Below are 24468 nucleotides of genomic sequence, written 5' to 3' on the forward strand. Positions count from 1 at the left end.
CTTGCGGGGCCAAATGAACCCGAAGGAAGAGTATGAACATTATTGAAGCTAACGTTGCTACCCCGGACGCCCGCGTCGCCATCACCATTGCGCGTTTCAACAACTTTATCAATGACAGCCTGCTGGAAGGTGCGATTGACGCCCTGAAACGCATTGGCCAGGTCAAAGATGAAAACATTACCGTTGTTTGGGTTCCTGGTGCGTATGAGCTGCCGCTTGCGACTGACGCACTGGCGAAAACCGGTAAATATGACGCGGTGATCGCGCTGGGTACCGTTATCCGTGGCGGCACTGCGCACTTTGAATATGTGGCTGGCGGAGCAAGCAATGGCCTGGCGCATGTCGCTCAGGACAGCGGGATCCCGGTAGCCTTCGGTGTTCTGACCACTGAAAGTATTGAACAAGCCATCGAGCGTGCTGGTACCAAAGCCGGTAACAAAGGCGCTGAAGCAGCGCTGACTGCGCTGGAAATGATTAACGTATTGAAAGCCATCAAGGCCTGATTTTTGTAAGGGGAATTCCGTGAAACCTGCTGCTCGTCGCCGCGCCCGTGAGTGTGCTGTCCAGGCGCTTTACTCCTGGCAGTTGTCCAAAAACGACATCGCTGATGTCGAATACCAGTTCCTGGCGGAACAGGATGTGAAAGATGTTGACGTTCTGTATTTCCGTGAACTGCTGACCGGAGTGGCGACTAACAGCGCGTACCTCGACGGCTTGATGAAGCCGTACCTGTCCCGCCTGCTGGAAGAGCTGGGTCAGGTGGAAAAAGCGGTACTGCGAATTGCGCTGTTTGAGCTGTCAAAGCGTAGCGATGTCCCGTACAAAGTTGCGATTAACGAAGCCATTGAACTGGCGAAAACCTTTGGCGCTGAAGATAGCCACAAGTTTGTCAACGGCGTGCTGGACAAAGCAGCCCCGGTAATTCGTCCCAACAAAAAGTAAACTCCAGGGCCGGATTCGCAGATTATCTTTCCTGCAAATCCGGCCTTATTCTTTTCTTTTGCTGAGGCATAACGTATGGCATGCGGCGAGTTTTCCCTGATTGCCCGTTATTTTGATCGTGTTAAAAGCGCTCGTCTCGATGTTGAAACCGGCATTGGCGACGACTGCGCGCTCCTGAATATCCCCGAGAAAAAAACGCTGGCAATCAGCACCGACACCCTGGTGGCGGGAAACCATTTTTTACCTGACATCGACCCTGCTGACCTCGCTTATAAAGCACTGGCGGTGAATCTGAGCGACCTTGCGGCAATGGGCGCTGAACCGGCGTGGTTAACGCTGGCCCTGACCCTGCCGGAAGCAGACGAAGCGTGGCTTGAAGCCTTTAGCGATAGCCTGTTTGTCCAGCTCAACTATTACGATATGCAGTTGATTGGCGGCGATACCACCCGCGGGCCGTTGTCGATGACGCTGGGTATCCACGGCTTTGTGCCGACAGGGCGCGGGCTGAAGCGCTCTGGAGCGAAGCCTGGCGACTGGATTTACGTCACCGGAACACCGGGTGACAGCGCTGCGGGACTGGCGATCTTGCAGGACCGGCTTCAGGTTGAAGATGCGCCCGATGCTGATTACCTGCTGGCACGCCACCTGCGTCCGCTGCCGCGCGTTCTGCAGGGGCAGGCGCTGCGCGATCTGGCAACCTCGGCTATCGATCTCTCCGATGGCTTGATTTCCGATCTGGGTCATATTCTTAACGCCAGCGGCTGCGGTGCGCGCGTCGATCTCGACGCGATGCCGTTCTCGGAGGCAATGCTGCGTCAGGTTGAAACGGAACAGGCGTTGCGTTGGGCTCTCTCCGGCGGCGAAGATTATGAACTGTGCTTTACCGTGCCGGAACTCAATCGCGGGGCGCTTGACGTCGCCCTCGCCAATCTCGGCGCACGTTTCACCTGTATTGGCCAGATTCTCCCGGAATCGGAAGGCCTGCAATTCATCCGCGAAGGCAAGCCTGTCACGCTCGATTTTAAGGGATACGATCATTTTGGCGCGTAGTAGAGATGTGGCGAAAAGCCGCCTGAAGATGAGCAACCCCTGGCATCTTCTGGCTACCGGCTTCGGTAGCGGGCTAAGCCCCGTGGTGCCGGGAACAATGGGGTCGCTGGCGTCGATTCCGTTCTGGTATCTGATGACCTTTCTTCCCTGGCAGCTGTACTCGCTGGTGGTGATGATGGGCATTTGCATCGGCGTCTATATCTGCCATCGTACGGCGAAAGATATGGGTACCCACGATCATGGCAGTATCGTCTGGGATGAGTTTGTCGGGATGTGGATAACCCTGATGGCTATACCGACGTTGGACTGGCAGTGGGTTGCCGGCGGGTTTGTGATTTTCCGTATTTTTGATATGTGGAAACCCTGGCCGATCCGTTGGTTCGACCGCAACATTCATGGCGGGATGGGGATCATGGTAGACGATATCGTCGCCGGAGTGATTTCCGCCGGGGTGCTGTACGTGATTGGTCACCACTGGCCGATTGGTCTTTTCTAAGCACAGTAAACTCCAGGTCAGCAGCTTCCCGGAGGCGGTGCTGCGCACCTGTCCGGGCTACCGAATCCGCAGATCGCGCAGGACCCGTAGCCCGGGCAACGCGCCGCCCCCGGGGAGAAGAAAGAGCCGGGCGTTGAGCTTTACTTGAACCCGACAATCGGGTGCGGTTTATACGGCGTCTCTAACTTTTCAATCTGCTCCGGTGTGAGCGTTAAATCGACTGCATGTAGCAGCTCGTCCATTTGCTCCTGCCTTGATGCGCCAATAATTGGCGCAGCCACGCCAGGTTTGCTCAATAGCCAGGCCAGCGCTACCTGAGCGCGATTGGCGTCAAGCTCCTCTGCTACCTCGGCCAGGTTGTTGGCAATCAATTCATCATTTTCATCCGTTGCGTTGTAGAGCGCCTTGCCGACTTCATCCGATACCAGTCGGGCGGTAGTTTCTCCCCAAGGGCGAGTCAGGCGACCGCGCGCCAGTGGGCTCCATGGCATCACCGCGACGCCTTCGCGGCTGCACAGCGGCAACATCTCATTTTCTTCTTCGCGGTAAATCAGGTTGTAGTGATCCTGCATGGTCACGAAGCGCGCCCAGTTGTTTTTCTCCTGCAACATCAAGGCCTGAGCGAACTGCCGGGCATGCATCGACGACGCGCCGATATAGCGAGCCTTACCCGCTTTAACCACATCGTTTAGCGCCTCCAGGGTCTCTTCAATGGGCGTGCTGTAATCCCAGCGATGGATTTGCAGCAGATCGACATACTCCATGCCGAGGCGGCGCAGGCTATCGTCAATGGAACGCAGAATCTGCGCACGCGACAGGCCCTGCGGTAGATCGCCCACCTGATGATAAACCTTGGTAGCAACGATAACCGAGTCGCGGCGGGCATACTCACGCAGCGCGCGGCCGAGGATCTCCTCACTGCTGCCGTCAGAATAGTTGTTTGAGGTGTCGAAAAAATTAATACCGCCTTCCTGAGCGTGCTTTATCAGCGGGCGGCTGCTCTCTTCCGGTAAGGTCCAGGCATGGTTGCCGCGATCCGGTTCGCCAAAGGTCATGCAGCCGAGGCAGAGCCGGGAAACGCGCAGATCGGTATCGCCAAGGGGAATGTAATGCATAATGCGCTCCTGCTACTTTAAAGGGTATCCTTTAAGCATAGCAGGAGCACCAGGGGGGATTATGCTAGCCAGGTATTGATTTTGGCTTCTATACCAGCGGCATCCAGGCCGAGGTCGGCGTGAACTTCTTCCTGAGTCCCTTGCGGGATAAAGAAATCAGGTAGGCCCAGATTCAGCACCGGCACCACACGGCGGCGGGCCATCAGCACCTCGTTCACGCCGCTACCCGCGCCACCCATAATGGCGTTCTCTTCCAGAGTCACCAGCACGTCATGTTCTGCGGCAAGCTGTAGGACAAGCGATTCGTCCAACGGCTTAGCAAAGCGCATGTCCACCAGCGTGGCGTTAAGATTTTCCGCCGCTTTGGCCGCTTGCGGTAGCAACGTGCCGAAGTTCAGAATCGCGATTTTCTCGCCTTTGCGTTTCACCACGCCTTTACCGATAGGCAGTAAGGTCAGCGGCTCAAACGCCGCGCCGGTACCAGCGCCGCGCGGATAGCGCACCGCGCTTGGTCCGTCGTTGTAGTGATAACCGGTATGCAGCATCTGGCGGCATTCGTTCTCATCGCTCGGGGTCATAATGACCATATCCGGAATGCAGCGCAGGAAGGAAATATCGAATGCACCCTGATGGGTCTGACCGTCAGCGCCAACGATACCCGCACGATCGATAGCGAACAGCACCGGCAGCTTCTGGATGGCGACATCGTGAATCACCTGATCATAGGCGCGTTGCAGGAAGGTAGAGTAAATCGCCACCACCGGTTTATACCCGCCAATCGCCAGCCCGGCAGCAAAGGTCACCGCGTGCTGCTCGGCAATAGCGACATCGAAATACTGGTCAGGGTATTTTTTCGAGAACTCGACCATCCCGGAACCTTCGCGCATTGCTGGCGTGACGGCCATCAGCTTGTCATCTTTTGCGGCAGTTTCGCACAGCCAGTCGCCAAAGATTTTCGAGTAAGAGGGCAGGCCGCCGCTGCTTTTTGGCAGCACGCCGCTGGTGTGGTCGAATTTAGGCACCGCATGGAAGGTAATCGGGTCTTTTTCGGCTGGCTCATAGCCGCGACCTTTTTTGGTCATAATATGCAGGAACTGCGGCCCCTTAAGGTCGCGCATGTTCTTCAGCGTATTGACCAGACCGATAACATCATGACCGTCCACCGGTCCAATGTAGTTAAAGCCCAGCTCTTCAAACAGCGTCCCCGGAACCACCATCCCTTTGATGTGTTCCTCGGTGCGTTTGAGCAGCTCTTTAATCGGCGGTACGCCAGAGAAAACCTTTTTGCCGCCTTCGCGCAGCGTGGAATAGAGCTTTCCAGAAAGCAGTTGCGCCAGATGGTTGTTTAGCGCGCCCACGTTTTCGGAAATCGACATTTCATTGTCGTTGAGCACCACTAGCAGATCGGGTTTGATATCGCCCGCGTGGTTCATTGCTTCAAACGCCATCCCGGCGGTAATTGCCCCGTCGCCGATCACGCAGACCGCACGGCGCTGCTTATCTTCTTTCGCGGCGGCGATAGCGATGCCGATCCCGGCAGAGATAGAGGTAGAAGAGTGGCCGACGCTCAGGACGTCATACTCACTTTCTCCGCGCCACGGGAAGGGATGCAGGCCGCCTTTCTGGCGAATAGTGCCGATTTTGTCACGGCGACCGGTCAGAATTTTATGCGGGTAGGCCTGGTGGCCAACGTCCCAGATAAGACGGTCGAACGGCGTGTTATAGACGTAGTGCAGCGCCACGGTTAACTCTACCGTGCCGAGACCAGAAGCAAAATGCCCACTGGAACGGCTGACGCTGTCCAGCAGATAACGGCGCAGTTCATCGCACAGTTTCGGTAGGCTATCTTTCGGCAACAAACGCAACTCCTGGGTGGAATCCACCAGCGCCAGGGTCGGGTATTTGGCAATATCAAAACTCATCAGAGACTCATTTATTGTTTATTTATCACGCTGAATTATGTAATTCGCGAGCGCTTCCAGTGCCGTAGTATCCAGAGATTGCGCGGCCAGCTCATTTAGCGATTGGCGGGCGTCGGTAATCAGGTCATGGGCCTTTTTCCGGGCCTGCTCAAGTCCCAGGAGAGCGGGGTAGGTACTTTTGCCCAACTGCTGGTCGGCTCCCTGACGTTTGCCAAGGGTCGCAGTATCCCCTACCACGTCGAGAATGTCATCCTGGACCTGGAAGGCGAGACCGATATTTTCTGCGTATCGATCGAGTGCGGGTAGCGCTTTACGTCCCGCTTCACCTGCACTCAGCGCGCCCATACGTACGGCTGCGCGAATGAGTGCTCCGGTTTTGTGGCGATGGATGCGTTCCAGAGCCTGCAGGTCAACCTGATGCCCTTCCGCTTCCAGATCCAGCGCCTGGCCGCCGCACATTCCGGCGATGCCGCTGGCCTGCGCCAGTTCAGAAATCATCGCCAGGCGATTGCGGTCCGCGACTTCTGGCATAGGCGCATCACTCAGTATAGAAAACGCCAGCGTTTGTAGCGCGTCCCCGGCAAGAATTGCATTTGCTTCACCGAATTTAATATGGCAGGTCGGCTGGCCGCGGCGTAAATCGTCATCATCCATGGCCGGCAGGTCGTCGTGTATCAGTGAGTAAGCATGAATACATTCGACGGCAGCAGCAGGGGCATCCAGCGTGGTACGGCTAACGCTAAACATGTCGCCAGTGGCGTAAACCAGAAATGGACGCAGGCGTTTGCCGCCTAATAATGCACCGTACTGCATCGCTTCGACCAGCGGAGTGTTCTGAAAGGGCTGCGGGGTGATAAAGCGGCGCAGCGCTTCATTGGCCTGCTCAACGCACGCCTGTAGCTGTTGCGGAAAGTTCATTTATTCAGCGTCCGGCGTAAAAGGCGTAAGCGGCGCGTCTTCGCTATCTGCCAGCAAAATTTGTACGCGCTGTTCGGCCTGCTGCAGTTTTGCCTGCCCCTGGCGGGCCAGCTGTATTCCGCGCTCAAATTCGCCGAGTGCTTCTTCTAACGGTAGTGAGCCGCTTTCCAGACGAGTGACTATTTGCTCCAGCTCGCCCAGGGCGGTTTCAAAGCTGGCCGGGGCTTCATTTTTCTTTGGCATAGTGAATATAGACTCTTGTTATGTCTCGATGGCTATCAATATGGTAACGAAGTCGAGCGGTTAATCAAATAACGCGCAATGCCAGGTGAAAAGCGTCCAATAGTGGTATACTCCGCGCCCTGGATGCAGACGCGGGTTGCGCCTGTACAACTTTTTATGCTCAAAGCCCAGTCGGGCTTGCCAACGAACTATTGTCGCCATGAAGTTTATCATTAAATTGTTCCCGGAAATCACCATCAAAAGCCAATCTGTGCGATTGCGCTTCATTAAAATCTTAACCGGGAACATTCGTAACGTTCTCAAAAACTATGATGAGACGCTTGCCGTCGTTCGTCATTGGGATCATATCGAAGTCCGGGCAAAAGATGAAAATCAGCGTCTGGCTATTCGCGATGCGCTGACGCGTATTCCGGGTATTCACCATATTCTGGAAGTCGAAGACGTTCCTTTCACTTCGCTGCACGATATTTTCGAGCAGACGCTGCCGCTGTGGCGTGAAACGCTGGAAGGTAAAACCTTCTGTGTGCGCGTCAAACGTCGTGGTAAGCATGAGTTTACCTCTATCGAAGTGGAACGCTACGTCGGCGGTGGTCTTAACCAGCACATTGAAACGGCGCGCGTAAAGCTGACTGACCCCGATGTCACGGTGAACCTGGGGATCGAAAACGATCGTCTGCTGCTGGTAAAAGGGCGTTATGAAGGTATCGGTGGTTATCCCATCGGTACCCAGGAAGACGTGCTGTCGCTGATTTCCGGCGGTTTTGACTCCGGCGTATCCAGCTATATGCTGATGCGCCGTGGCTGCCGTGTGCACTACTGCTTCTTTAATCTCGGCGGCGCTGCGCATGAAATCGGCGTACGTCAGGTGGCGCATTATCTGTGGAACCGCTTCGGCAGCTCCCACCGTGTGCGTTTTGTGGCGATTAATTTCGAGCCGGTGGTGGGCGAAATTCTTGAGAAAGTTGACGACGGCCAGATGGGGGTGGTGCTCAAACGTATGATGGTCCGCGCGGCGTCGAAAGTTGCTGAGCGCTATGGCGTACAGGCGCTGGTCACCGGCGAAGCATTGGGCCAGGTTTCCAGCCAGACGCTGACCAACCTGCGTTTAATCGACAACGTCTCGGATACGCTGATTCTGCGTCCGCTGATTTCGCACGATAAAGAGCACATTATTAACCTGGCGCGTGAAATCGGTACCGAAGATTTTGCCCGCACCATGCCGGAATACTGCGGCGTTATCTCGAAAAGCCCGACCGTGAAAGCGGTGAAGGCGAAGATCGAAGCGGAAGAAGAAAACTTCGATTTCAGCATCCTTGAAAAAGTGGTGGCGGAAGCGAATAACATTGATATTCGCGATATTGCCCAGCAGACCGAGCAGGACGTGGTGGAAGTGGAAACCGTCAGCGGTTTTGGCTCTAACGACGTTATCCTCGATATTCGTTCTGTTGATGAGCAGGATGAAAGGCCGTTGAAGGTAGAGGGTATCGATGTGGTTTCCCTGCCGTTCTACAAGTTGAGCACTAAATTCGGCGATCTCGACCAGAGTAAAACCTGGTTGCTGTGGTGCGAACGTGGCGTCATGAGCCGCCTGCAGGCGCTGTATTTGCGTGAGCAGGGCTTTGAGAATGTTAAAGTGTATCGCCCGTAGATTTTCCTGACTAAGGCGTAAGCATTGAAAACGGCAACCCTGGATTGGGTTGCCGTTTTGCATTTACTCGTAATAGTTATAAATGCCCGCCGCCATCACCAGCTGTGATGCGACTTCATGGGCTTTTTCACGTCCAACCAGCAAATCAATGATCTTCAGTGCGAAATCAATCGATGTTCCCGGCCCCTGACTGGTGAGCAGGTTAACTCGCGGATCCCAGACGACGCGTTTGTCTTGCCATTGTTCGGTGGGGATTTGCTCTTTCAGTGTAGGAAAACCGGTCATATTACCGATTGGGAAGAGGTTATGCGGTACCAGCACGGTGGCCGCCGCGGCGCAGATCGCCGCGACAATACGCCCGGAGAGATGAAACTGGCGTACCGTTTCTACCAGCAGCGGGCTATCGCGGAAGCACTCTGCACCTTTAATCCCGCCAGGCAGAACAATGATGTCAAAATCACCGTCGGCAACTTCGACCAGCGGCGCATCTGCCAGCAGTTTGACGCCGCGCGAACAAACGATCGTCAGGCTACCATCGCTGGCGACGCTTGCTGTGGTGACTTTTACGCCGCCGCGAACGAGTAAATCGATGGTGGTGACCGCTTCGGTCTCTTCGCTACCAGGGGCGAGGCAAATCAGTGCCGACGCGCTCATATTCATTCTCCTTACGCTTAACCTGTTCAAATAGGCGGGCATTTTCCGGTACGGCTATGCCGTGGGCACGGGCGCGTTTGAGTAAAAAACCGGTGATATAATCGATTTCCGTATGGCGCTGGGCGAGAATATCCTGCAGCATTGAGGATGTATTTTCTGCCGTACTTTCAATGACCTGATGAATATAGAATAACAGGTTTTCCGGCGAGGTATGCATCCCTTCACGTTCCATGACCGCGGCGACTTCATAACAGATAGCTGCGACCTCTTGCGGATATTTACGTAATTCACCGTTCCGACAATTTTTTAACGCTGTGAGCGGGTTAATGACGCAATTTACCGCCAGCTTACTCCAGGTTGCGGGATAAATATTGTTATGCCAGGCGACGTCGGGCAGCACGCCCTGTAAGACATCGGCAAGGTGACTGTAGTCCTGCGGATAAACTTTTGCCGGGCCAATATGGCTGGTACCGTTGGCAACGTGGACGATAACGTTGCCATCGCGTCGGGCTGCCTGGGTGGTCGAGGCCATCAGCAGCGGCTGTTTGACGCTCTTAAGCTCATCAACGGTACCCATACCGTTATGCATTAATAAAATTGGTGCTGATACGGGTAGGATCTCGCTGAGATTTTTCACCGCATTGGAGACCTGCCAGGCCTTGAGCGTCACCAGCAGCAGATCGCTGCTGGCGAGAAAATCGGGATCGTTAGCGGTGAATGATTCATTAAACACGCTACCGTCGGTTTCAATGACATTAACACTACAGAATGGCTGTGGGACGCGTAACCAGCCCTGGACTTCATGTCCGTGTTTGTACAGCGCAGTTAGCCATAATTGTCCCAGTGCACCGCATCCGAGTACGGTTACTTTCATTATTCCTCCTCACCTGTTCGAGCTGCATCAGGTGCTCATGGCTAAAGTATAGCGTTATCAGTTATCCTTTCGGGATAACAAGTTGAGTTATGTCGCGTTGTGGGTATTATGCAACGCAAAAGAAACGGAAGGAGAGGAAAAGATGCCATCTTTCGATATTGTCTCTGAAGTCGATCTTCAGGAAGTTCGAAACGCCGTAGAGAACGCAACCCGTGAAGTTGAGTCGCGTTTTGATTTTCGTAACGTTGAAGCGAGCTTTGAGCTGAACGAAAAAAACGAGACCATCAAGGTCCTCAGCGAATCTGATTTCCAGATTAATCAGCTGCTGGATATTCTGCGCGCCAAGCTGCTAAAACGCGGAATTGAAGGCAGTTCTATCGAGGTGCCGGATGAGTTCGTGCACAGCGGTAAAACCTGGTTTGTTGATGCGAAGCTGAAGCAGGGCATTGAGAGCTCGATGCAGAAGAAAATCGTCAAACTGATCAAAGACAGCAAGCTGAAGGTGCAGGCGCAGATCCAGGGCGAAGAAATTCGCGTTACTGGTAAAGCGCGTGACGATCTGCAGGCGGTTATGGCGCTGGTACGCGGCGGTGATTTAGGCCAGCCGTTCCAGTTCAAAAATTTCCGCGATTAATGTATTGATATTGCTGTGTTTTGTAGACCGGGCAAAGCGTTAATCGCTGCCCGGCTAAACACGAGTATCAGCCAGAAGCGGGTTACCCCGCTTTTTTACGCCCCTTTGATAACCTGCTCAACCTCAAAGCGGTTAGTCAATTTACTGTCGATTTTGATGTACACCGAACGCTCTTCTGCGACCACCAGAGCCTCTTTTACACCTTCTTTAGCTTGCAAGCGCGCTTGCAACATTGCATCAGCCACAACATCGTCTGGAATTTCTACCCGTAGACTGCTGACATATGGCGGTTCACTCATTGTACTGGCTACCAATAACCACAGCATAGACAGCAATGCTCCGAGCAGGAATACAGTTTGCGAGTCAAAGAAGCCATCCACCCAACCGCCGAGCGCCCCGCCAATTGCCACGCCGAGGAATTGGCTAGTAGAGTAGATTCCCATTGCGGTGCCTTTATATCCGGCAGGAGATTCTTTACTGATTAACGAGGGCAGTAGCGCTTCCAGCAAGTTGAACGCAAGGAAGAACAGTTGAACGCCGGCCACCAACTCCCAGAAGTATCCCCCGGCACCCCAAAGGACAATTTCAGCTATCAGCAGAATAGCCACGCACAGCATGAATACGCGCTTCATTTTGCGCTTCACTTCGGCGTAGATAATAAACGGTACCACGGCGACAAATGAGACCAGCATGGTGACCAGATAGATTTTCCAGTGCTCAGCGGCAGGGAAACCGGCGGCCTCCAGCTGGCCTGGGAGGGCGACGAAGGTGGACATCAGCATGATGTGCAGGCACATAATGCCGAAATTAAGCTTCAGCAGTTTTGGCTCAGCAAGCACTTTACTAAAGCAGCCTTTTACCATCCCGGACTCACGATTCAGCACGTGATTCTGGCTATTTGGCACTACCCACAGCGTGAGCAAAATACCGAGTGTCGCCAGGACGGCAATCATCCAGAACAGAGCGTGCAGGCCAAGCTGATGAGTAACAATGGGCCCGAGCACCATAGCTATAGCAAAGGTGATGCCGAAGCTGACGCCGATAAAGGCCATGGCTTTGGTGCGGTTCTGTTCGCGGGTTAAATCGGAAAGTAAGGCCATTACCGCGGCGGCAATCGCTCCGGAGCCCTGGAGCGCGCGACCAAGAATAATGCCCCAGATAGAGTCAGAGAGGGCGGCGATAATACTGCCGATAACGAAGATTAACAGGCCGCCGACGATCAGCGGTTTACGACCAATTCGGTCTGAAAGCAGGCCGAAAGGCACCTGAAATATCGCTTGAGCCAGCCCATAGATACCAATAGCCAGACCGATGAGTGCTTCACTTGCGCCCTGTAACGCCATGCCATAGGTGGTCAGAACCGGGAGGACCATAAACATGCCAAGCATGCGCAGAGAGAATACGGTCCCCAAACCCCAGGTCGCGCGCAGCTCGCCTGGCGTCATTTTGTTATCGTTCATTACCACCTCAATATAAAAACTGCGACTAGTGTAGTGGGGGGAACCTAAAGCGTAAATAAATGTTTGTTTAACAGATATTACGGCAGTGTTGCATGATGAGGTGGGTAGGGTAGAGAGAGAAAGAAACCAGTGGAGGAGCCTCCACTGGCGCTCAGAGATTATTGGCAGTTGAAGTCAACCCACTGGCCGCCTGCATCGGCGGATTTAACGCACTGTTCAACCCAGTAGACGCCGTGGAGTCCGGCTTCAACGTTCGGATACCAGAAGGTCTCCAGGAACTCACGATCGCCGCGATCCATTGCGTCCATGGCGATAGCGTAGCGGCGGTAGAGGTTAGCCCAGGCCTCGAACAATCCTTCCGGATGGCCTCCGCCGATACGATCGTCCGCCAGCGCTTGCTGACTCAGATAGGGCATCCCGCGCTCAAGAACGCGTGCCGGTTCGCCCTGTACCTCATAGCTGAGCTGATTCGGGCGCTCATCCCACCATTCGATACTGGCTTTTTCCCCGATAACGCGCACTTTCTGTGAGTGCATTGCGCCGCTGTTGACTGCGCTGGTCCACAGAGAACCGACTGCACCATTGTTATATTCCATCAGTACAAAGGCGTTATCTTCCAGCGGGGCGCGGGATTTGACAAAGCTCTGGCGGGAGCACATCAGCCGGGTGATGTTGAGATTTGGTACCATTGTTTCCGCAATAAACAGCGGGTGGGTTGCCAAATCCCCCAACACATAGCTTGGCCCCGCATATTTTGGCGTCACGCGCCAGCGGGTAGATTCAGCCTGCAGTTCGACGGCTTCATTATGAAAACCGTGGGCAAACTGCATATTAATAATGCGGATCTCGCCGAGCATCCCCTCGGCGATCATCTGACGAGCCTGCTGGATCATCTGGTGCCCGGCATAGCCGTAAGTCACGCCGATGATTTTATTCTGCTTTTTACTCAGCGCCAGCAGTTCGCGGGCTTCATCGGCGGTAAAGCACAGAGGTTTTTCACAGACAACGTGCAGCCCGGCTTCCAGCGCCGCTTTGGTGATGGCGAAGTGGGTATTATTCGGCGTGGTCACCGAAACGGCCTCAATACCGTCAGGGCGTTTAGCCTCTTCTGCAAACAATGTTTGATAATCGGCGTAGCAACGCTCAGGAGCGATTCCGAGCTGCTCACCAAATTGACGCCCGCGTTCGGCATCTATATCAAGCGCACCGGCCAGCAGGGTAAAGACATTGTCGCGTAGCGCCGCGCAGCGGTGGCTATAGCCAATCTGGCTGGTACCGCCACCGCCGACCATTCCCCAGCGCAGGGAGCGAGATAAGGGTTTCATGCCGTTTAACATGATAGTGCTCTCCTTTATATAGATACTACGGATTTCAGATGTTCTTCTGTATACCCACGCTCGACGAGCGCGGGTGTGGTTTTGCGGTTTTACATTTCTCCACGGGCTTCGCGTTCTTTCAGCTCCTGCATAATCTGCGGGTACTGCTTATCCAGCCGGTAAAAAAGCAGCGTAATAATGACCAGGATCCACAGGAAGAAAGAGCCGTAGAGGTAAACGTTGTTAATCATGTCGATAGCGCTTTGCGGCTGAACGCCGGAACCGCTACTTGAGCTGACGTAGCCCGCCATACTCAACAGACCGGAGATAACCGCAGCGGCAACACCCGCGCCGAGTTTCGTCCCGACGGAACCCGCGGAAAAGATCATCCCTTCCTGTCTGACGCGGGTTTTCCATTGACCGAATTCGACGGCATCGCCGCAGAAGCCGAACAGCACGGCATTCAGCGGGGCGAAGCCGATTCCGCGAATAATCGCGTTTGCCAGCGCCCAGTGGTAGTCGTTGGAATTGAACATGAACAGCACCTGACCAATGGTCGCCAGCACAATGCCGCACAATGCAACGTTGCGCTTACCGTATTTGCGGATGGGAACGGAGCTGAGGAAGGTGAAAATGATGATACAGGCGGTTTCGGCAACGAAAATAGAGCTGTAGAAAGTGTCGTCGCCAAGCACGTAGCGGCAGTAGTAAGGCAGAGCGATACCAACCACGGTGTAATAAACGCTCTGGGCGGTCCACAGAATTGCGCTGGCCCAGAAGTACTGGTTCCTGAAAAGTGCGGAAAGCTGGGTTTTTACCGGCACGTTACCTTGCTTTTCGCGCGCTTTGATAACCACTTTCTCTTCGCATTTGTAGAAGCAAAACAGCAACAGCAGCAGGGCCAGAAAAGCCCAAATGGCCATGGTTTTGATCCATGCAGCCTGATCGTCGCCGAAGTATTTCACCAGTGGCAATGTACAAGCTACAGCGAGAATACGACCGAACGGCGACATCGACATTCTGGTGATGCTGAGCATATCCCTTTCCCATGAGTCGCGAGTCATCATGGCGGAAAGGCTGCCGTAGGGAAGGTTGATAGCGGTGTAGCACACGGTGGTACAGAAGTTATAAGCCACTAGCAAATAAAGAAACTGTAGCGTGCTAGTGGTTTGCGGAACGGTAAATAACAGGATCGCAGAAACGGCATAGGGAACGCTCATCCAGAGCAGCCAGGGACGCGATTTACCCCAGCGGGAGCTTGTGCGTTCAACCATCAGTCCCATTATCACGTCGGACACGCCGTCAAACAGACGGGAGATCAGCATCACCAGGCCAACGGTGGCGATGCTGATTCCTACATAGTCGGTATAGAACAGGGTTAATACAGTGCCAATCATGCCGAAAACGACATTGCAGGCGGTATCGCCGCCGCCGTAAGCAATGCGGGTGGTCCAGGTTAGCTTATCGCCGCGCGCCGCTGCGGGGGAGAGAAGGATCTGCTGTTCACTCATGGTCTATTCCTTTGTCGGGGGGCAAGTAAGTACCTCAGTGCCAGTTCCGCCGGCACAACCTTATCCTGAATGTCAGCCAGAACATATGGAAATATTTATTTCATTTCAATGATTATTTGAAATTTAATTTCTGTATATGCGAGGGGGATCGAAAAATGAAAATATTGCGTCAGTGATTTTACATTCGCAATCATTAAACTAGGTTGATTGATATGGTTATTAATCAGGTTTTTGATGAGTTATTTATTTGTTGATTGTATTGATTTGGTGCTTTTTAAGCGGAAAATTGAGAGGTGAATCGATAATTCTAGTGGGATTATTTTTTCATTTAATAAATAAATGAAATTTATTTTTCTTTAATTGATAAGGCAAGCACGATGCCAGGCCGTGCCTGCCTGAACTTAACGTTTTATTGCGTGCTCCTGATAGCCGTTGCGGATGTGGTGGATTTTGTCGCCGAGTCGGCGGCAAAAATGCCTTTGGCAGTGAGTCCGACCACAGTAATCGCGGCGGGGATCCCCAGAATTAAAAATACGCTCTCGAAACTGAGATCCAGCGCCAGCATTTCAGCCCCGGCAAAGGCGCTAAGGATCGCGCCCATACGGCCAACGCCGTGCATCCAACTGGAGCCGGTGGCTCGTGCTTCAGTCGGATAATAGCGGGCGGAGAGCGCGTTCATACCGGTATTCGCGCCGTTCAGGCAGGCTCCGCTGATAAACGCCAGCAGGCAGATGAGCGCAAAGCTTGCCGCCGCATAGCCCATTGCCATTGTGAACAGTCCGCCGACCGCGTAAATCAGCCCGAGCGCCCGATGCGGGTTGATCCGGTCCATCAGCCAGCCTGCAAACAGCGAACCAATGGTTCCGCCCGCCTGATACATCGCCGTCATCACTGCCGCCTGGCTGACCGTCAGACCGACCTCTTTGACCAGCGTCGGCAACCAGCTACCGAGGAGATAGACCAGAAACAGCCCCATAAAGTAGACCAGCCACAGCATCAGCGATCCGAATCGGTACTGGCGGGAGAGCACGATACGCATCGCGTTACCATCCACGGGCTGTGTCGGGAAGGTAAACTGGGCATCATCGGCGATTTGCCCGGGGTAGAGGCGCTGCAAAACAGTCCGAATACGTTCGGCCGGAGCGCGCTTAACCACCAGAAAGCGCACTGATTCAGGTAACAGCCAAATAAGTACCGGAGCGAATAGCACCGGCAGAATGCCGCCGAGCATCATCAGCGAGTGCCAGCCAAACTGTGGGATCAGCCATGATGCGGAGAAACCGCCTGCCGCCGCGCCGAAAGTGAAGCCACAAAAAATCACGGTGATAAGAAATGAACGCTGGCGCTCTGGTGCGTATTCCGACACCAGGGTGCCGATATTCGGCATTGCGGCACCTAATCCCAGTCCGGTCATAAAACGAAAGAACATCATCTGCTCAATGTTTTGTGAAAAGGCGGTGGCAATGGTCCAGAAACCGAAGAAAAAGACGCTATTGATGATGATTTTTTTCCGCCCCAGCCAGTCGGCAAGTGGGCCGGAGAAGATGGCGCCCAGCGCCAGGCCGATCAGCGCGGCGCTAATCACAAAGCCGAGTTCGTGATTGCTCACTCCCCACTCCTGTTTTAGCGTCGGGGCGATAAAGCCCATAATGGCAATATCAAAACCGTCCAGAGCAATCACGCAGAAGCCTAAAAACACCACCAGCTTTTGGAAGCGGCTGAGCGGATTGGTGTTAATTAACTCCCTGACGTCCAGGCGTTGAGTCTGTGTCATGGAATTCTCCTTATGCGCAAGGGCGCAGATAAGACTGCGCGGCATTGAACAGCAGTTGGGCACGAGTGATCGCAGGTAGCGCACCCTGGTCACCGCTTAAGGGAACCTCCAGGGAGACCGGCAGCGTGTCTGGAAGCGCCGCCATCAGACCTCGCAGGTCGAGCCCGCCTTCGCCGGGAACTTTACGTGCTGCACGGGCCTGGTAAATCAGCTCTTGTTCATCAACGGGCACCTGCGGCGAGGCATCGCAAAGCTGCATATAGTTGAGGCAATTTTGCGGTAGCGTGGCGAGCGTGGAGAGCGACTCGCCCGCTCGCCAGAAGTGGATAGCATCGATCAGAATGCCGATATTCGAGCGACCGCTGGCGTTGATCAATGACTGGGCCTGGGCGATGGTGCGCAAATGGGTCCAGGGCATAGGCTCCAGATTCATGGTTAAACCATACTCCTGGCCAGCTTCGGCGAGTCTGGCCAGGTTGTCTGCGCTGCGCGCCTGATTTTCATCATTTCCGGCAACCAGTACCTGCCTGGCACCCAGGCGTGCGGCGGTATCGAGGAATAATTGCAGACGGGCATTGAGTGAAAAATCTGGCGTCAGGCGAACAATTTCGACGTCCGAGACGCGAATGCCGGTTTCCATCAGCGCCGACAGAGTGTCGCGCACGGCAGGGGTATTACCGAGCATGTCGTAATCCGGGTCGGAGGGCGTAGCGGGAAGCAGGCGCAGGCCGACGTGGGTGAATCCGGTTTGTGCCGCGATTCGCACCTGTTCCGGTGGCGGGACGTCGAGTAGGGTAAGCGCGGCGAGTGACAGGGTTCGCATGTTCATAAAGGACTCCAGTACAGTTGCAGGTGGTTGTTGTTATTTGTATTGCCGTCCCTGGTAAGATGTCTTTTATTGCATTGTTTTTGTTATGTTTACTGCCAGTTTTTTACCGACCAGATAGCCAAAGGTCATGGCCGGTCCGAGCGTGATACCACCGCTGGGATAGAATCCCTGCATCACGCTCGACATATCGTTGCCGATGGCGTAAAGGCCAGGAATCGGCTGCTGTTGAGCATTCAGTACCTGTGCGTTTTCATCAGTTTGCAGTCCGCTGAAGGAGCCCAGAGAACCGGGAAGAATACGTACGGCATAAAAAGGCGCATGGCGCAGTTCGCCGAGGGTCGGATGGCCGGAATGGCTGGCATCACCCTGCGCGCGGTTGTATGCCGACGCGCCGCGCTGAAAATCCTCGTCTTCTCCTTTGCTGGTAAAGCCGTTAAAGCGGGCTACTGTTTCCGTTAATTGCCGAGAATCGATTGCACACTGTTGTGCCAGTGCCCCCAGCGTTTTGCCGCATTGCAGGTAACCGGTTCGTAACCAGGCTGTCGGTGAAAAGGGGAAGGGGCGCGCGTGGCCTAACCCATAGCGGTGCAGCGCACGACTGTCTGCTATCAGCCATGCCTGCGGCGCTTCGCCCGGTGGAGTCGCATCCAGCAGAGCGGCAATAAAATCGTGATAGGAGTTAGCCTCGTTGGCGAAGCGTTTGCCGTTGGGCAGAACGGCGATAAAGCCTGGCTTGGCTCGTTCAACCAGATGCGGGAATACCAGTTGCAGACCGCTGGCGAGTGTGACACGCGAAACCGGTGCCCAGGCCATGGCGTGCCTGAGTGAGCCATCAAACTGGCCTCCAGCTGATTCGCCGAGTCGAATGCCATCACCCTGATTACCTGGCGGTGCAGCGGAGAAATGACCGTAGCCGCTGGCGGCGTGGGGCACATTTTGCGCCAGACGCTGCCTGTCGTGAGGAAAACCGCCGCATGCGAGGATCACCGCCCCGGCGCGAACCTCTATCTCACCGCTGTCGCTGCGCAATACCGCACCCTCTATGCCTTTGTCAGAAGTGAGCAGTCGTTCTACCGGCGCGTTAAGCTGAAAATTAACCCCGGTATCCAACGCAGAACGCAGCAGGCGAGCAACCAGCGCATTGCCGTTAACCAGATGTTGCCCGCGTCCGGCGCGCAGCCGCTGCCAGCCGTGGCGTAACAGGCGGCGGGTTGCGTATATCGCCGAGCGCGGCGAGCGGGTGGCGTTAAAAAAATGCGCCATGTCCGTGCCGCCAGCGATGCCCATGCCCGCGAGGCTAATGGTTTCCAACGGCGGACGCAGGCGGTGCAGCCAGTCACCGAGTAAGCGCCCGTCAAAAGGCTGCGCGGTAACCGATCGGCCGCCGTGTGCATAGCCCGGCGAGTTATGAAAGTCGGGCATTTTGCTGCCGGATAGAAACTGCACCACCGTGTGACGTCGGAAGAAGTCAATCATCTCCGGGCCGTACTTTAAGAAAGTGAGCAGGCGAGCGTCGGCAGGTTGCCCATCCATCTCATGCCGGAGATAGGTGAGCGGCTCATCGGGATCTTCCTCAATGCCTTCCTCGCGCGCCAGCGGATTGTGCGGGATCCACAGCCATCCGCCGGACCACGCGCTGGTGCCGCCAATCACCGACTCTTTTTCCGCAACTAACACGCTGGCACCGCCGAGCGCGGCGGTGACGGCGGCAGACAGCCCCGCCGCGCCGGAGCCGACCACCAGAACATCTACGTTCATCTGCCCGCTCATGAATATCTCCTTATTGCAGTGGTGAAAAATCAGTAGGGCGCAAGAGAACCGACTCCAGGCGTTCGACGGCAGCAAGCTCGCGGTTCTTGCGCGAGAAAGTGAGCCAGCGTTCGTCTTGTGCCATCCGCGTCCGGCGCACCAGACGATCGTCGAGGCTCTCGTAGGCCCAGATATGTACCACCTGATTGACCACGCCAATTTCGGTAAAGAAGAAGCCGATAAGTTTGCCGAGATGTTCGGTCTGAACGGCGTAAGCATCGCTTTTATACAACGCCAGCCAGTCAGCCATTTTCAGCGGATTGATGGTGTAGGTACGTTTTTCATAGATCATGGTTTTCTCCTGTTGACAGTGCGTGTTGTTGCGCCATATGGCTGGCTGAGAGATAGCCGAAGGTCAGCGCCGGGCCGAGGGTAATTCCGGGGCCGGGGTAGGTTCCGGCCATCATCGAATCCATATCGTTACCCACGGCGTAGAGTCCTTTAATGGGTTGCCCCTGTTGATTAATGACCTGGGCATCGGCGGTGGTGACCAGCCCGCGTGAAGTACCGAGGTCACCGGTATAGAGGGTGACGGCATAAAACGGTGCGTTAGTCAGCGGGGCGTTACAGGCGTTTGGCTGGTGGCCCGGATCGCCCATCGCGCGGTTATAGCTGTTACCGCCTTTGGCAAACTCCGGGTCAAGTCCTGAGGTGGCATCATGGTTATAGCGGGCTACCGTTTCATCGAGCGTTTGCGGGTCCAGCCCGAGTTCATGCGCCAGTTCTGCCAGAGTATTGGCCTTGTGGAGATAGCCGGTTTTGACCAGCGCGTCGTTATTGACCGGGGCCGGTCGCGCCAGGCCGAGGCCGTAACGCTTCATGGCCTGGGCATCGCAAATCAGAAAGCAGGGGGCATTTTCTGCCCGGCTTTGCATGGCGCTGGCAAAGTGGTGATAGGAGTTTGATTCATTGACGAAGCGCACCGCATGTTGGTTGACGGCGATAACGCCGGGCTTAGCCCGGTCGGTTACGAGATGGGGAAAGCGCTCTTCAGTACCATCAGGACGACGTAAAACCGATACCGGGGCCCAGAAAAAGTTGGAGGATAAGTCCGCGCCTTCGCGGGCGAGGACTGTTGCCGCCAGGCGAAACGCGGCACCGTCGTTGGCGGCGGGCGACATGGTGTAGTGCTCGCGGGTTTTGGGACGATATTGCTCGGCCAGCTCACCTGCGGCAAACCCTCCGGCAGCCAGCACTACGCCGCAGCGGGCTTCCAGAGTTTGCTTCTGACCATCATGCTCAATCTCGACGCCGGTCACTTTACCGCTGTGTTCGGTGAGCGAAAGCACGTTGGCGTTGAGCTTGAGGGCCATGCCTTTGCGAAAGGCGAGCGTCGCCATGCGGGCGATCAGTGCATTGCCCATTGCCAGTCGGGTACCGCGATGATGCTTCAGGCGGTCGCGACCGTAGCGCAGCAGCAGCTTGCTACAATGCGACAGTGAACGCAGGGAACGACGCATATCAAGAAAGTGCTGGATATCGACGCGGTTAACCATCATCCCGCCAAACAGCAACATACCCGGCGGCGGCGCGCGTAGGTCGCGAAAATGCTCTCCTAGCTCCCGCCCGTCATACTCCACCACTTCCAGCGCGCGGCCTACATCAACGGCTCCGGGCTCATCCGGGTAGTAATCCGGCGAGAGCGGGCGCAGGCTATATTTCACTGCTCCCTCTTTTTCCAGAAACGCCAGCGCCTCGCGACCGGAAGTGACAAAGGCGTCGACCAGATCCTGGCGATAGTTTTGTTCACCGATAATGGTGTGCAGGTAGGTTTTAATCTCCTGTGAAGGGCCGTTTTTTGCCGGTTCCCGTGCCTGATCGCTATCGTGGATCCATACAGCACCGCCGGAAATCGCCGAGGTGCCGCCAAACTGTGGGGCTTTTTCCAGCATCAATACTGACAGCCCCTTACAGCAGGCAGTTACCGCGGCGGCAAAGCCAGCGGCACCGCTGCCGATGACAATGACATCCCAGCTTTTCATGCCGCAGCTCCTTGTTCCTGCGGAATAGCGCCAATGAACTCTCCCATCAGCTTCATCTGTGCCAGCGCCATTTCTGGCCCGGTCTGGATCGTGCAGCCGCGATCCTGGGCGAAAGCAAGGAGTGGAGTGATAACTGGTGCGGTTACTACGTCCGCGACGTGAGTAGATGACAGGAGCGTTTCCAATAGCGCCTGCGGTAGCGGTAAGCGATCAAAACCGGCCATTCCCGCCGGGGAGCCGTTGACCACTAAATCAAGGTCCGCGAGCGTTGCGGGCAGCTCGGTGAGATGAACCTGTGGAAAATGGGTTGCCAAACGATTGTGTAATAACTGAAGGGTTGCCGGATTCTGGTCATAAAGCGCCAGCTGGCTGATGCCTGCTTCGCAGAGTCCCCACGCAATTGCGCTGCCGACGCCCCCGCAGCCGGAGAGAAGCGCGCTTTTACCCGCGGCATTGAATCCATGTGCCTGAGCGGCGAGTTGAAAGCCGACGCCATCGAGCATATCACCCTGCAAGCGGCCATCCGCCAGCTTACGGATCACATTCACGGCATTGAGGTGACGTGCACGCGGCGTTAGCTCATCCACCAGCGTGGCGGCACGCTGTTTATGCGGGACGGTGACCAGCACGCCGCTCATGTTGTGCCATCCGCGCAGCGTTTTCAGGTAATCGGCTACGGCTTCGGGGGCGATATCGACCGGGATCATGACGCTGTCCATCTGCTGGTCAGCGAAGTAGCGGTTAAAGTTCTCCGGCGATTTAACCTGGGTAATCGGATGGCCGATAACGGCGACAACCTGCGTGAATCCACTGACCATTTCAAACCTCATTTGTTAAATGAATGTTGTGAAAGTATTTCAGTGGAAGCTGAGAGCGGCAACGCAGAATTCGGCCATATTGGTTGTTAATCGCACCATCACTGCGATAATCGCGCTAAACTGATTGTATTGTTGCGAAAGTGTGAACAACTATGCAAAACGAAATACATTCCCGCGATCTGATCGTCGGCCTGCAAAAAGGGTTGGCGCTGATCCAGCTATTCTCAAAAGAGTTTCCGCGACTTACGGTACCGCAGGCGGCGAAAATGAGCGGACTGACGCAAAGCGCTACGCGACGCTTTTTCCTCACGCTGCTGCACGATCGCTATTTGCAGACTGACGGACGCTATTACTGGCTGACGCCCAAAGCGTTACGTCTGGGGCAGGCGTATGTTGATTCCGCCCAGTTCCCGCGCATGGTGCGGCCAATTGTTGAGTACATTGCCAGTCGAACCGAAGAACATGCCTCGGTCGGCGTGATTGATGATGATGAACTGGTGTATATCGCGCGCAGCAAGCATACGCCGTTTAATTCGACCTCCGTGCGGTTGGGGGAAAGGGTGCCGATTTACTGTACTGCCGGAGGGCGGCTGTGGCTGGCTTCGTTGCCGGAAGCCGAATGCGAAGCCGTATTGCAGCGGATTAGGCGCGAGCAGCGAACGCCGTATACGGTGACGGACGTAACGGCGCTGATGGAGAGAATCGCCCTGGTTCGTCACCAGGGATATGCCTCTATTGAGCAGGAGTTTGAAATAGGCATGCTGGTGCTGGCGGTACCGTTGTCTGACAGGGAGGGGACTTACTGGGGAGCACTGAGCTTAACCAGCCATCTGTCGCGTACTTCCCTTGAGGCGCTGTGCCGTGACCATCTCGATTTGCTCTATAGCGCGCAGGCGATGCTGGTGGGGTAATTTCAGCGAGGAGAGTTGGGCAGGTTCAGCACCTGCCCGATGATTAGGCTTTAGCGCCGTTGATAAAGCCGTTCCAGTCCGCTCCCGCGTTGTTGACGAAGGTTGACCAGCCGCTGGCCGCAGTGTTAACAAAACCATTCCAGTTCGCCTGGCCGGTGGTGACAACGCTATTCCAGTTTGCCTGACCTATAACGAATTTGCCAAACTCCAGTGCGCTGTCAATCACGAAGCTGGCAAAGGCGACTCCTGAGGTGGCGACAAAAGATCCGAAGCCAAGCCCGGAATTGACGACAAAATTTGTAAAGCCAGTAGCAGCGTTCAGCAGATTAAAACCACCTGAAACGTATTCCATTTCATTGAATGTTAACTCTTTCATTTTTATTCCCTTACTAAACGGATTGTTAGAGATGAGCGGTTTGCTCAGAGAAAGAGGCTAACACCGTTAAATAAAGGCAAACCAGATAGTGTCCCAGCGTGAATGCTGATTTCTTTATCATTTTTAAATGAACATGATCATCGAAAGGATAATGGCGGCTTTACTGAATATGAAATGATGGCGATGATTTTTTACCTGAAGTGAATTCGAGTGGGGGAGGGGGCATTGGCTGATAAAAAAACAGCCCCCGGTCTTGCGAGCGGAGGCTGTTGAGCGGTTACTGAATGTGGTCTTATCTGACCATCGTCAGCAGGTTATGTGAATCTGGCACCATGAAGTCAACGGACATCATCACCGACAGCGCGGTAATGGCAACGATGGAAAAGACGAACAGCTTGCGCGCCCAGACTTTATCATCCACCACTTTATAACCGCGCAGCGCCATCCCAAGCCACCAGACGCTCACTGCCGCAGCGACAACCAGATATTTATATCCAGCGTAGCCGCCCAGCGAGAGCATCAACGTCGCGACGGCGAAGGCGATGATATAAACGGTGATATGGTTTTTAGCCACTGAAATGCCTTTCACTACCGGCAGAACCGGAATATTCGCTGCCTGATAATCCTTGAAGCGGAAAATCGCGATGGCGTAAGAGTGAGGCATCTGCCACAGGCTGAAAATTGCCAGCAGAATGGCGGCACCGCTGTCAAAGTCACCGGTTACCGCGCAGTAGCCAATCACCGGCGGCGCAGCGCCGGAGAGAGAGCCAATCAGCGTACCGTAGACGGAGTGGCGCTTCATGTACAGGCTGTAAACGCCGACATAAACGACAAACCCCATCACTCCCAGCCAGCAGGCCAGTGGGTTAGCGCCAAACCACAGGAGCATGAAGCCAGCAATACCCAGCAGGGTGGCGTATACCAGCGACGTTTTTGGCGAGATCAGCCCTTTGACCAGCACCCGGTTTTTCGTCCGTTCCATCTTTCTGTCGATGTCACGATCGATATAGTTGTTGAAAACACAACCCGAGGCGACCACCAGGGAGACGCCAAGGAGCGTCCAGATGAACAGCGGATAGTCGATGTGGCCTTTGGAGGCCAGCAGGAAACCGCCGATCACGGAGATCAGGTTGCCAAAAATGATGCCTGGTTTCGTTACTTGCAGGTATTGCTTAAACATACTCGC

Annotated in this window: 24 protein-coding genes; 7 read left to right on the plus strand and 17 right to left on the minus strand. The window is 54.9% G+C overall.

The window, feature by feature from the left end:
- Window positions 1–32: 32 nt before the first annotated feature.
- The 4 genes from ribH (at window position 33) to pgpA (ending at window position 2488) form a co-directional block, all read left to right on the plus strand.
- Window positions 33–503: a 6,7-dimethyl-8-ribityllumazine synthase gene (gene ribH / locus QVF11_RS02250; RefSeq protein WP_110273774.1), complete on the plus strand. Its 471-nt coding sequence runs from the start codon at window positions 33–35 to the stop codon at window positions 501–503.
- A gap of 19 nt (window positions 504–522) precedes the next feature.
- Window positions 523–942 (plus strand): transcription antitermination factor NusB, encoded by a 420-nt coding sequence (gene nusB / locus QVF11_RS02255; protein ID WP_110273773.1) that lies wholly within the window; start codon window positions 523–525, stop codon window positions 940–942.
- 75 nt (window positions 943–1017) lie between these two features.
- A complete protein-coding gene (thiL, locus tag QVF11_RS02260; RefSeq protein WP_287855130.1) occupies window positions 1018–1992 on the plus strand; it encodes a thiamine-phosphate kinase in 975 nt (324 codons plus the stop codon).
- Complete coding sequence (gene pgpA / locus QVF11_RS02265; RefSeq protein ID WP_287855131.1) at window positions 1982–2488, plus strand: phosphatidylglycerophosphatase A; 507 nt, start codon at window positions 1982–1984, stop codon at window positions 2486–2488. Before thiL ends, pgpA begins: the two co-directional genes overlap by 11 nt.
- A 140-nt stretch (window positions 2489–2628) precedes the next feature.
- Here the strand turns inward: pgpA and QVF11_RS02270 are convergent, their stop codons facing one another.
- The 4 genes from QVF11_RS02270 to xseB are packed head-to-tail and all read right to left on the minus strand — an operon-like array spanning window position 2629 to window position 6686.
- Window positions 2629–3603 carry an aldo/keto reductase gene (locus tag QVF11_RS02270; RefSeq protein ID WP_287855132.1) on the minus strand — a complete coding sequence of 325 codons (975 nt, stop codon included), beginning with the start codon at window positions 3601–3603 and terminating at the stop codon, window positions 2629–2631.
- 59 nt (window positions 3604–3662) lie between these two features.
- Window positions 3663–5525, minus strand: a complete 1863-nt coding sequence (dxs, locus tag QVF11_RS02275) for a 1-deoxy-D-xylulose-5-phosphate synthase (RefSeq protein WP_287855133.1) — start codon at window positions 5523–5525, stop codon at window positions 3663–3665.
- 18 nt (window positions 5526–5543) lie between these two features.
- Entirely contained in the window at window positions 5544–6443 is a 900-nt protein-coding gene (gene ispA / locus QVF11_RS02280; RefSeq protein WP_142512200.1) for a (2E,6E)-farnesyl diphosphate synthase, read from the minus strand.
- Window positions 6444–6686: an exodeoxyribonuclease VII small subunit gene (gene xseB / locus QVF11_RS02285; protein WP_287855134.1), complete on the minus strand. Its 243-nt coding sequence runs from the start codon at window positions 6684–6686 to the stop codon at window positions 6444–6446.
- Between the two features lie 199 nt (window positions 6687–6885).
- On the opposite strand from xseB, the gene thiI reads away from it, so the two are divergent.
- Complete coding sequence (thiI, locus tag QVF11_RS02290) at window positions 6886–8334, plus strand: tRNA uracil 4-sulfurtransferase ThiI (RefSeq protein ID WP_287855135.1); 1449 nt, start codon at window positions 6886–6888, stop codon at window positions 8332–8334.
- A 63-nt stretch (window positions 8335–8397) separates the two neighbouring features.
- On the opposite strand, the gene yajL is transcribed toward thiI, so the two are convergent.
- Both yajL and panE read right to left on the minus strand, forming a co-directional pair.
- Complete coding sequence (gene yajL, locus QVF11_RS02295) at window positions 8398–8988, minus strand: protein deglycase YajL (RefSeq protein WP_110273765.1); 591 nt, start codon at window positions 8986–8988, stop codon at window positions 8398–8400.
- Window positions 8951–9862, minus strand: a complete 912-nt coding sequence (gene panE / locus QVF11_RS02300) for a 2-dehydropantoate 2-reductase (protein ID WP_287855136.1) — start codon at window positions 9860–9862, stop codon at window positions 8951–8953. The genes yajL and panE overlap by 38 nt, the downstream gene beginning before the upstream one ends.
- 142 nt (window positions 9863–10004) lie before the next feature.
- On the opposite strand from panE, the gene QVF11_RS02305 reads away from it, so the two are divergent.
- Window positions 10005–10496 carry a YajQ family cyclic di-GMP-binding protein gene (locus tag QVF11_RS02305; RefSeq protein WP_110273763.1) on the plus strand — a complete coding sequence of 164 codons (492 nt, stop codon included), beginning with the start codon at window positions 10005–10007 and terminating at the stop codon, window positions 10494–10496.
- A gap of 95 nt (window positions 10497–10591) precedes the next feature.
- Here the strand turns inward: QVF11_RS02305 and QVF11_RS02310 are convergent, their stop codons facing one another.
- The 9 genes from QVF11_RS02310 to QVF11_RS02350 all read right to left on the minus strand — a co-directional run bounded on the left by QVF11_RS02310 (window position 10592) and on the right by QVF11_RS02350 (window position 21995).
- Window positions 10592–11956, minus strand: a complete 1365-nt coding sequence (locus QVF11_RS02310) for an MFS transporter (protein ID WP_287855137.1) — start codon at window positions 11954–11956, stop codon at window positions 10592–10594.
- A 158-nt stretch (window positions 11957–12114) separates the two neighbouring features.
- Entirely contained in the window at window positions 12115–13293 is a 1179-nt protein-coding gene (locus tag QVF11_RS02315; protein ID WP_112214130.1) for a Gfo/Idh/MocA family protein, read from the minus strand.
- Between the two features lie 89 nt (window positions 13294–13382).
- Window positions 13383–14783, minus strand: coding sequence for an MFS transporter (locus QVF11_RS02320; protein WP_287855138.1), 1401 nt, complete (start codon window positions 14781–14783; stop codon window positions 13383–13385).
- A 409-nt stretch (window positions 14784–15192) separates the two neighbouring features.
- On the minus strand, window positions 15193–16557 hold the full coding sequence (locus QVF11_RS02325; protein WP_287855139.1) for an MFS transporter: 1365 nt from the start codon (window positions 16555–16557) through the stop codon (window positions 15193–15195).
- A 10-nt stretch (window positions 16558–16567) separates the two neighbouring features.
- Window positions 16568–17386 (minus strand): sugar phosphate isomerase/epimerase family protein, encoded by an 819-nt coding sequence (locus QVF11_RS02330; RefSeq protein ID WP_142512196.1) that lies wholly within the window; start codon window positions 17384–17386, stop codon window positions 16568–16570.
- A gap of 66 nt (window positions 17387–17452) precedes the next feature.
- Window positions 17453–19156: an FAD-dependent oxidoreductase gene (locus tag QVF11_RS02335; protein ID WP_112214134.1), complete on the minus strand. Its 1704-nt coding sequence runs from the start codon at window positions 19154–19156 to the stop codon at window positions 17453–17455.
- Window positions 19157–19166: 10 nt separating this feature from the next.
- Entirely contained in the window at window positions 19167–19487 is a 321-nt protein-coding gene (locus QVF11_RS02340) for an NIPSNAP family protein (protein ID WP_023329373.1), read from the minus strand.
- Window positions 19477–21177 carry an FAD-dependent oxidoreductase gene (locus QVF11_RS02345; protein ID WP_142512195.1) on the minus strand — a complete coding sequence of 567 codons (1701 nt, stop codon included), beginning with the start codon at window positions 21175–21177 and terminating at the stop codon, window positions 19477–19479. Before QVF11_RS02345 ends, QVF11_RS02340 begins: the two co-directional genes overlap by 11 nt.
- Window positions 21174–21995, minus strand: coding sequence for a shikimate dehydrogenase family protein (locus tag QVF11_RS02350; protein WP_142512194.1), 822 nt, complete (start codon window positions 21993–21995; stop codon window positions 21174–21176). The genes QVF11_RS02345 and QVF11_RS02350 overlap by 4 nt, the downstream gene beginning before the upstream one ends.
- A gap of 152 nt (window positions 21996–22147) precedes the next feature.
- On the opposite strand from QVF11_RS02350, the gene QVF11_RS02355 reads away from it, so the two are divergent.
- Window positions 22148–22906, plus strand: a complete 759-nt coding sequence (locus QVF11_RS02355; protein WP_287855140.1) for an IclR family transcriptional regulator domain-containing protein — start codon at window positions 22148–22150, stop codon at window positions 22904–22906.
- Between the two features lie 43 nt (window positions 22907–22949).
- Here the strand turns inward: QVF11_RS02355 and QVF11_RS02360 are convergent, their stop codons facing one another.
- Together QVF11_RS02360 and cyoE are read right to left on the minus strand one after the other, a co-directional pair.
- Complete coding sequence (locus QVF11_RS02360; protein ID WP_112214138.1) at window positions 22950–23282, minus strand: hypothetical protein; 333 nt, start codon at window positions 23280–23282, stop codon at window positions 22950–22952.
- Window positions 23283–23574: 292 nt separating this feature from the next.
- Window positions 23575–24462 (minus strand): heme o synthase, encoded by an 888-nt coding sequence (cyoE, locus tag QVF11_RS02365; RefSeq protein WP_110273751.1) that lies wholly within the window; start codon window positions 24460–24462, stop codon window positions 23575–23577.
- Between the last annotated feature and the right edge of the window lie 6 nt (window positions 24463–24468).

It is taken from the genome of Klebsiella sp., assembly GCF_027492335.1.
Classification (GTDB): domain Bacteria; phylum Pseudomonadota; class Gammaproteobacteria; order Enterobacterales; family Enterobacteriaceae; genus Klebsiella; species Klebsiella huaxiensis.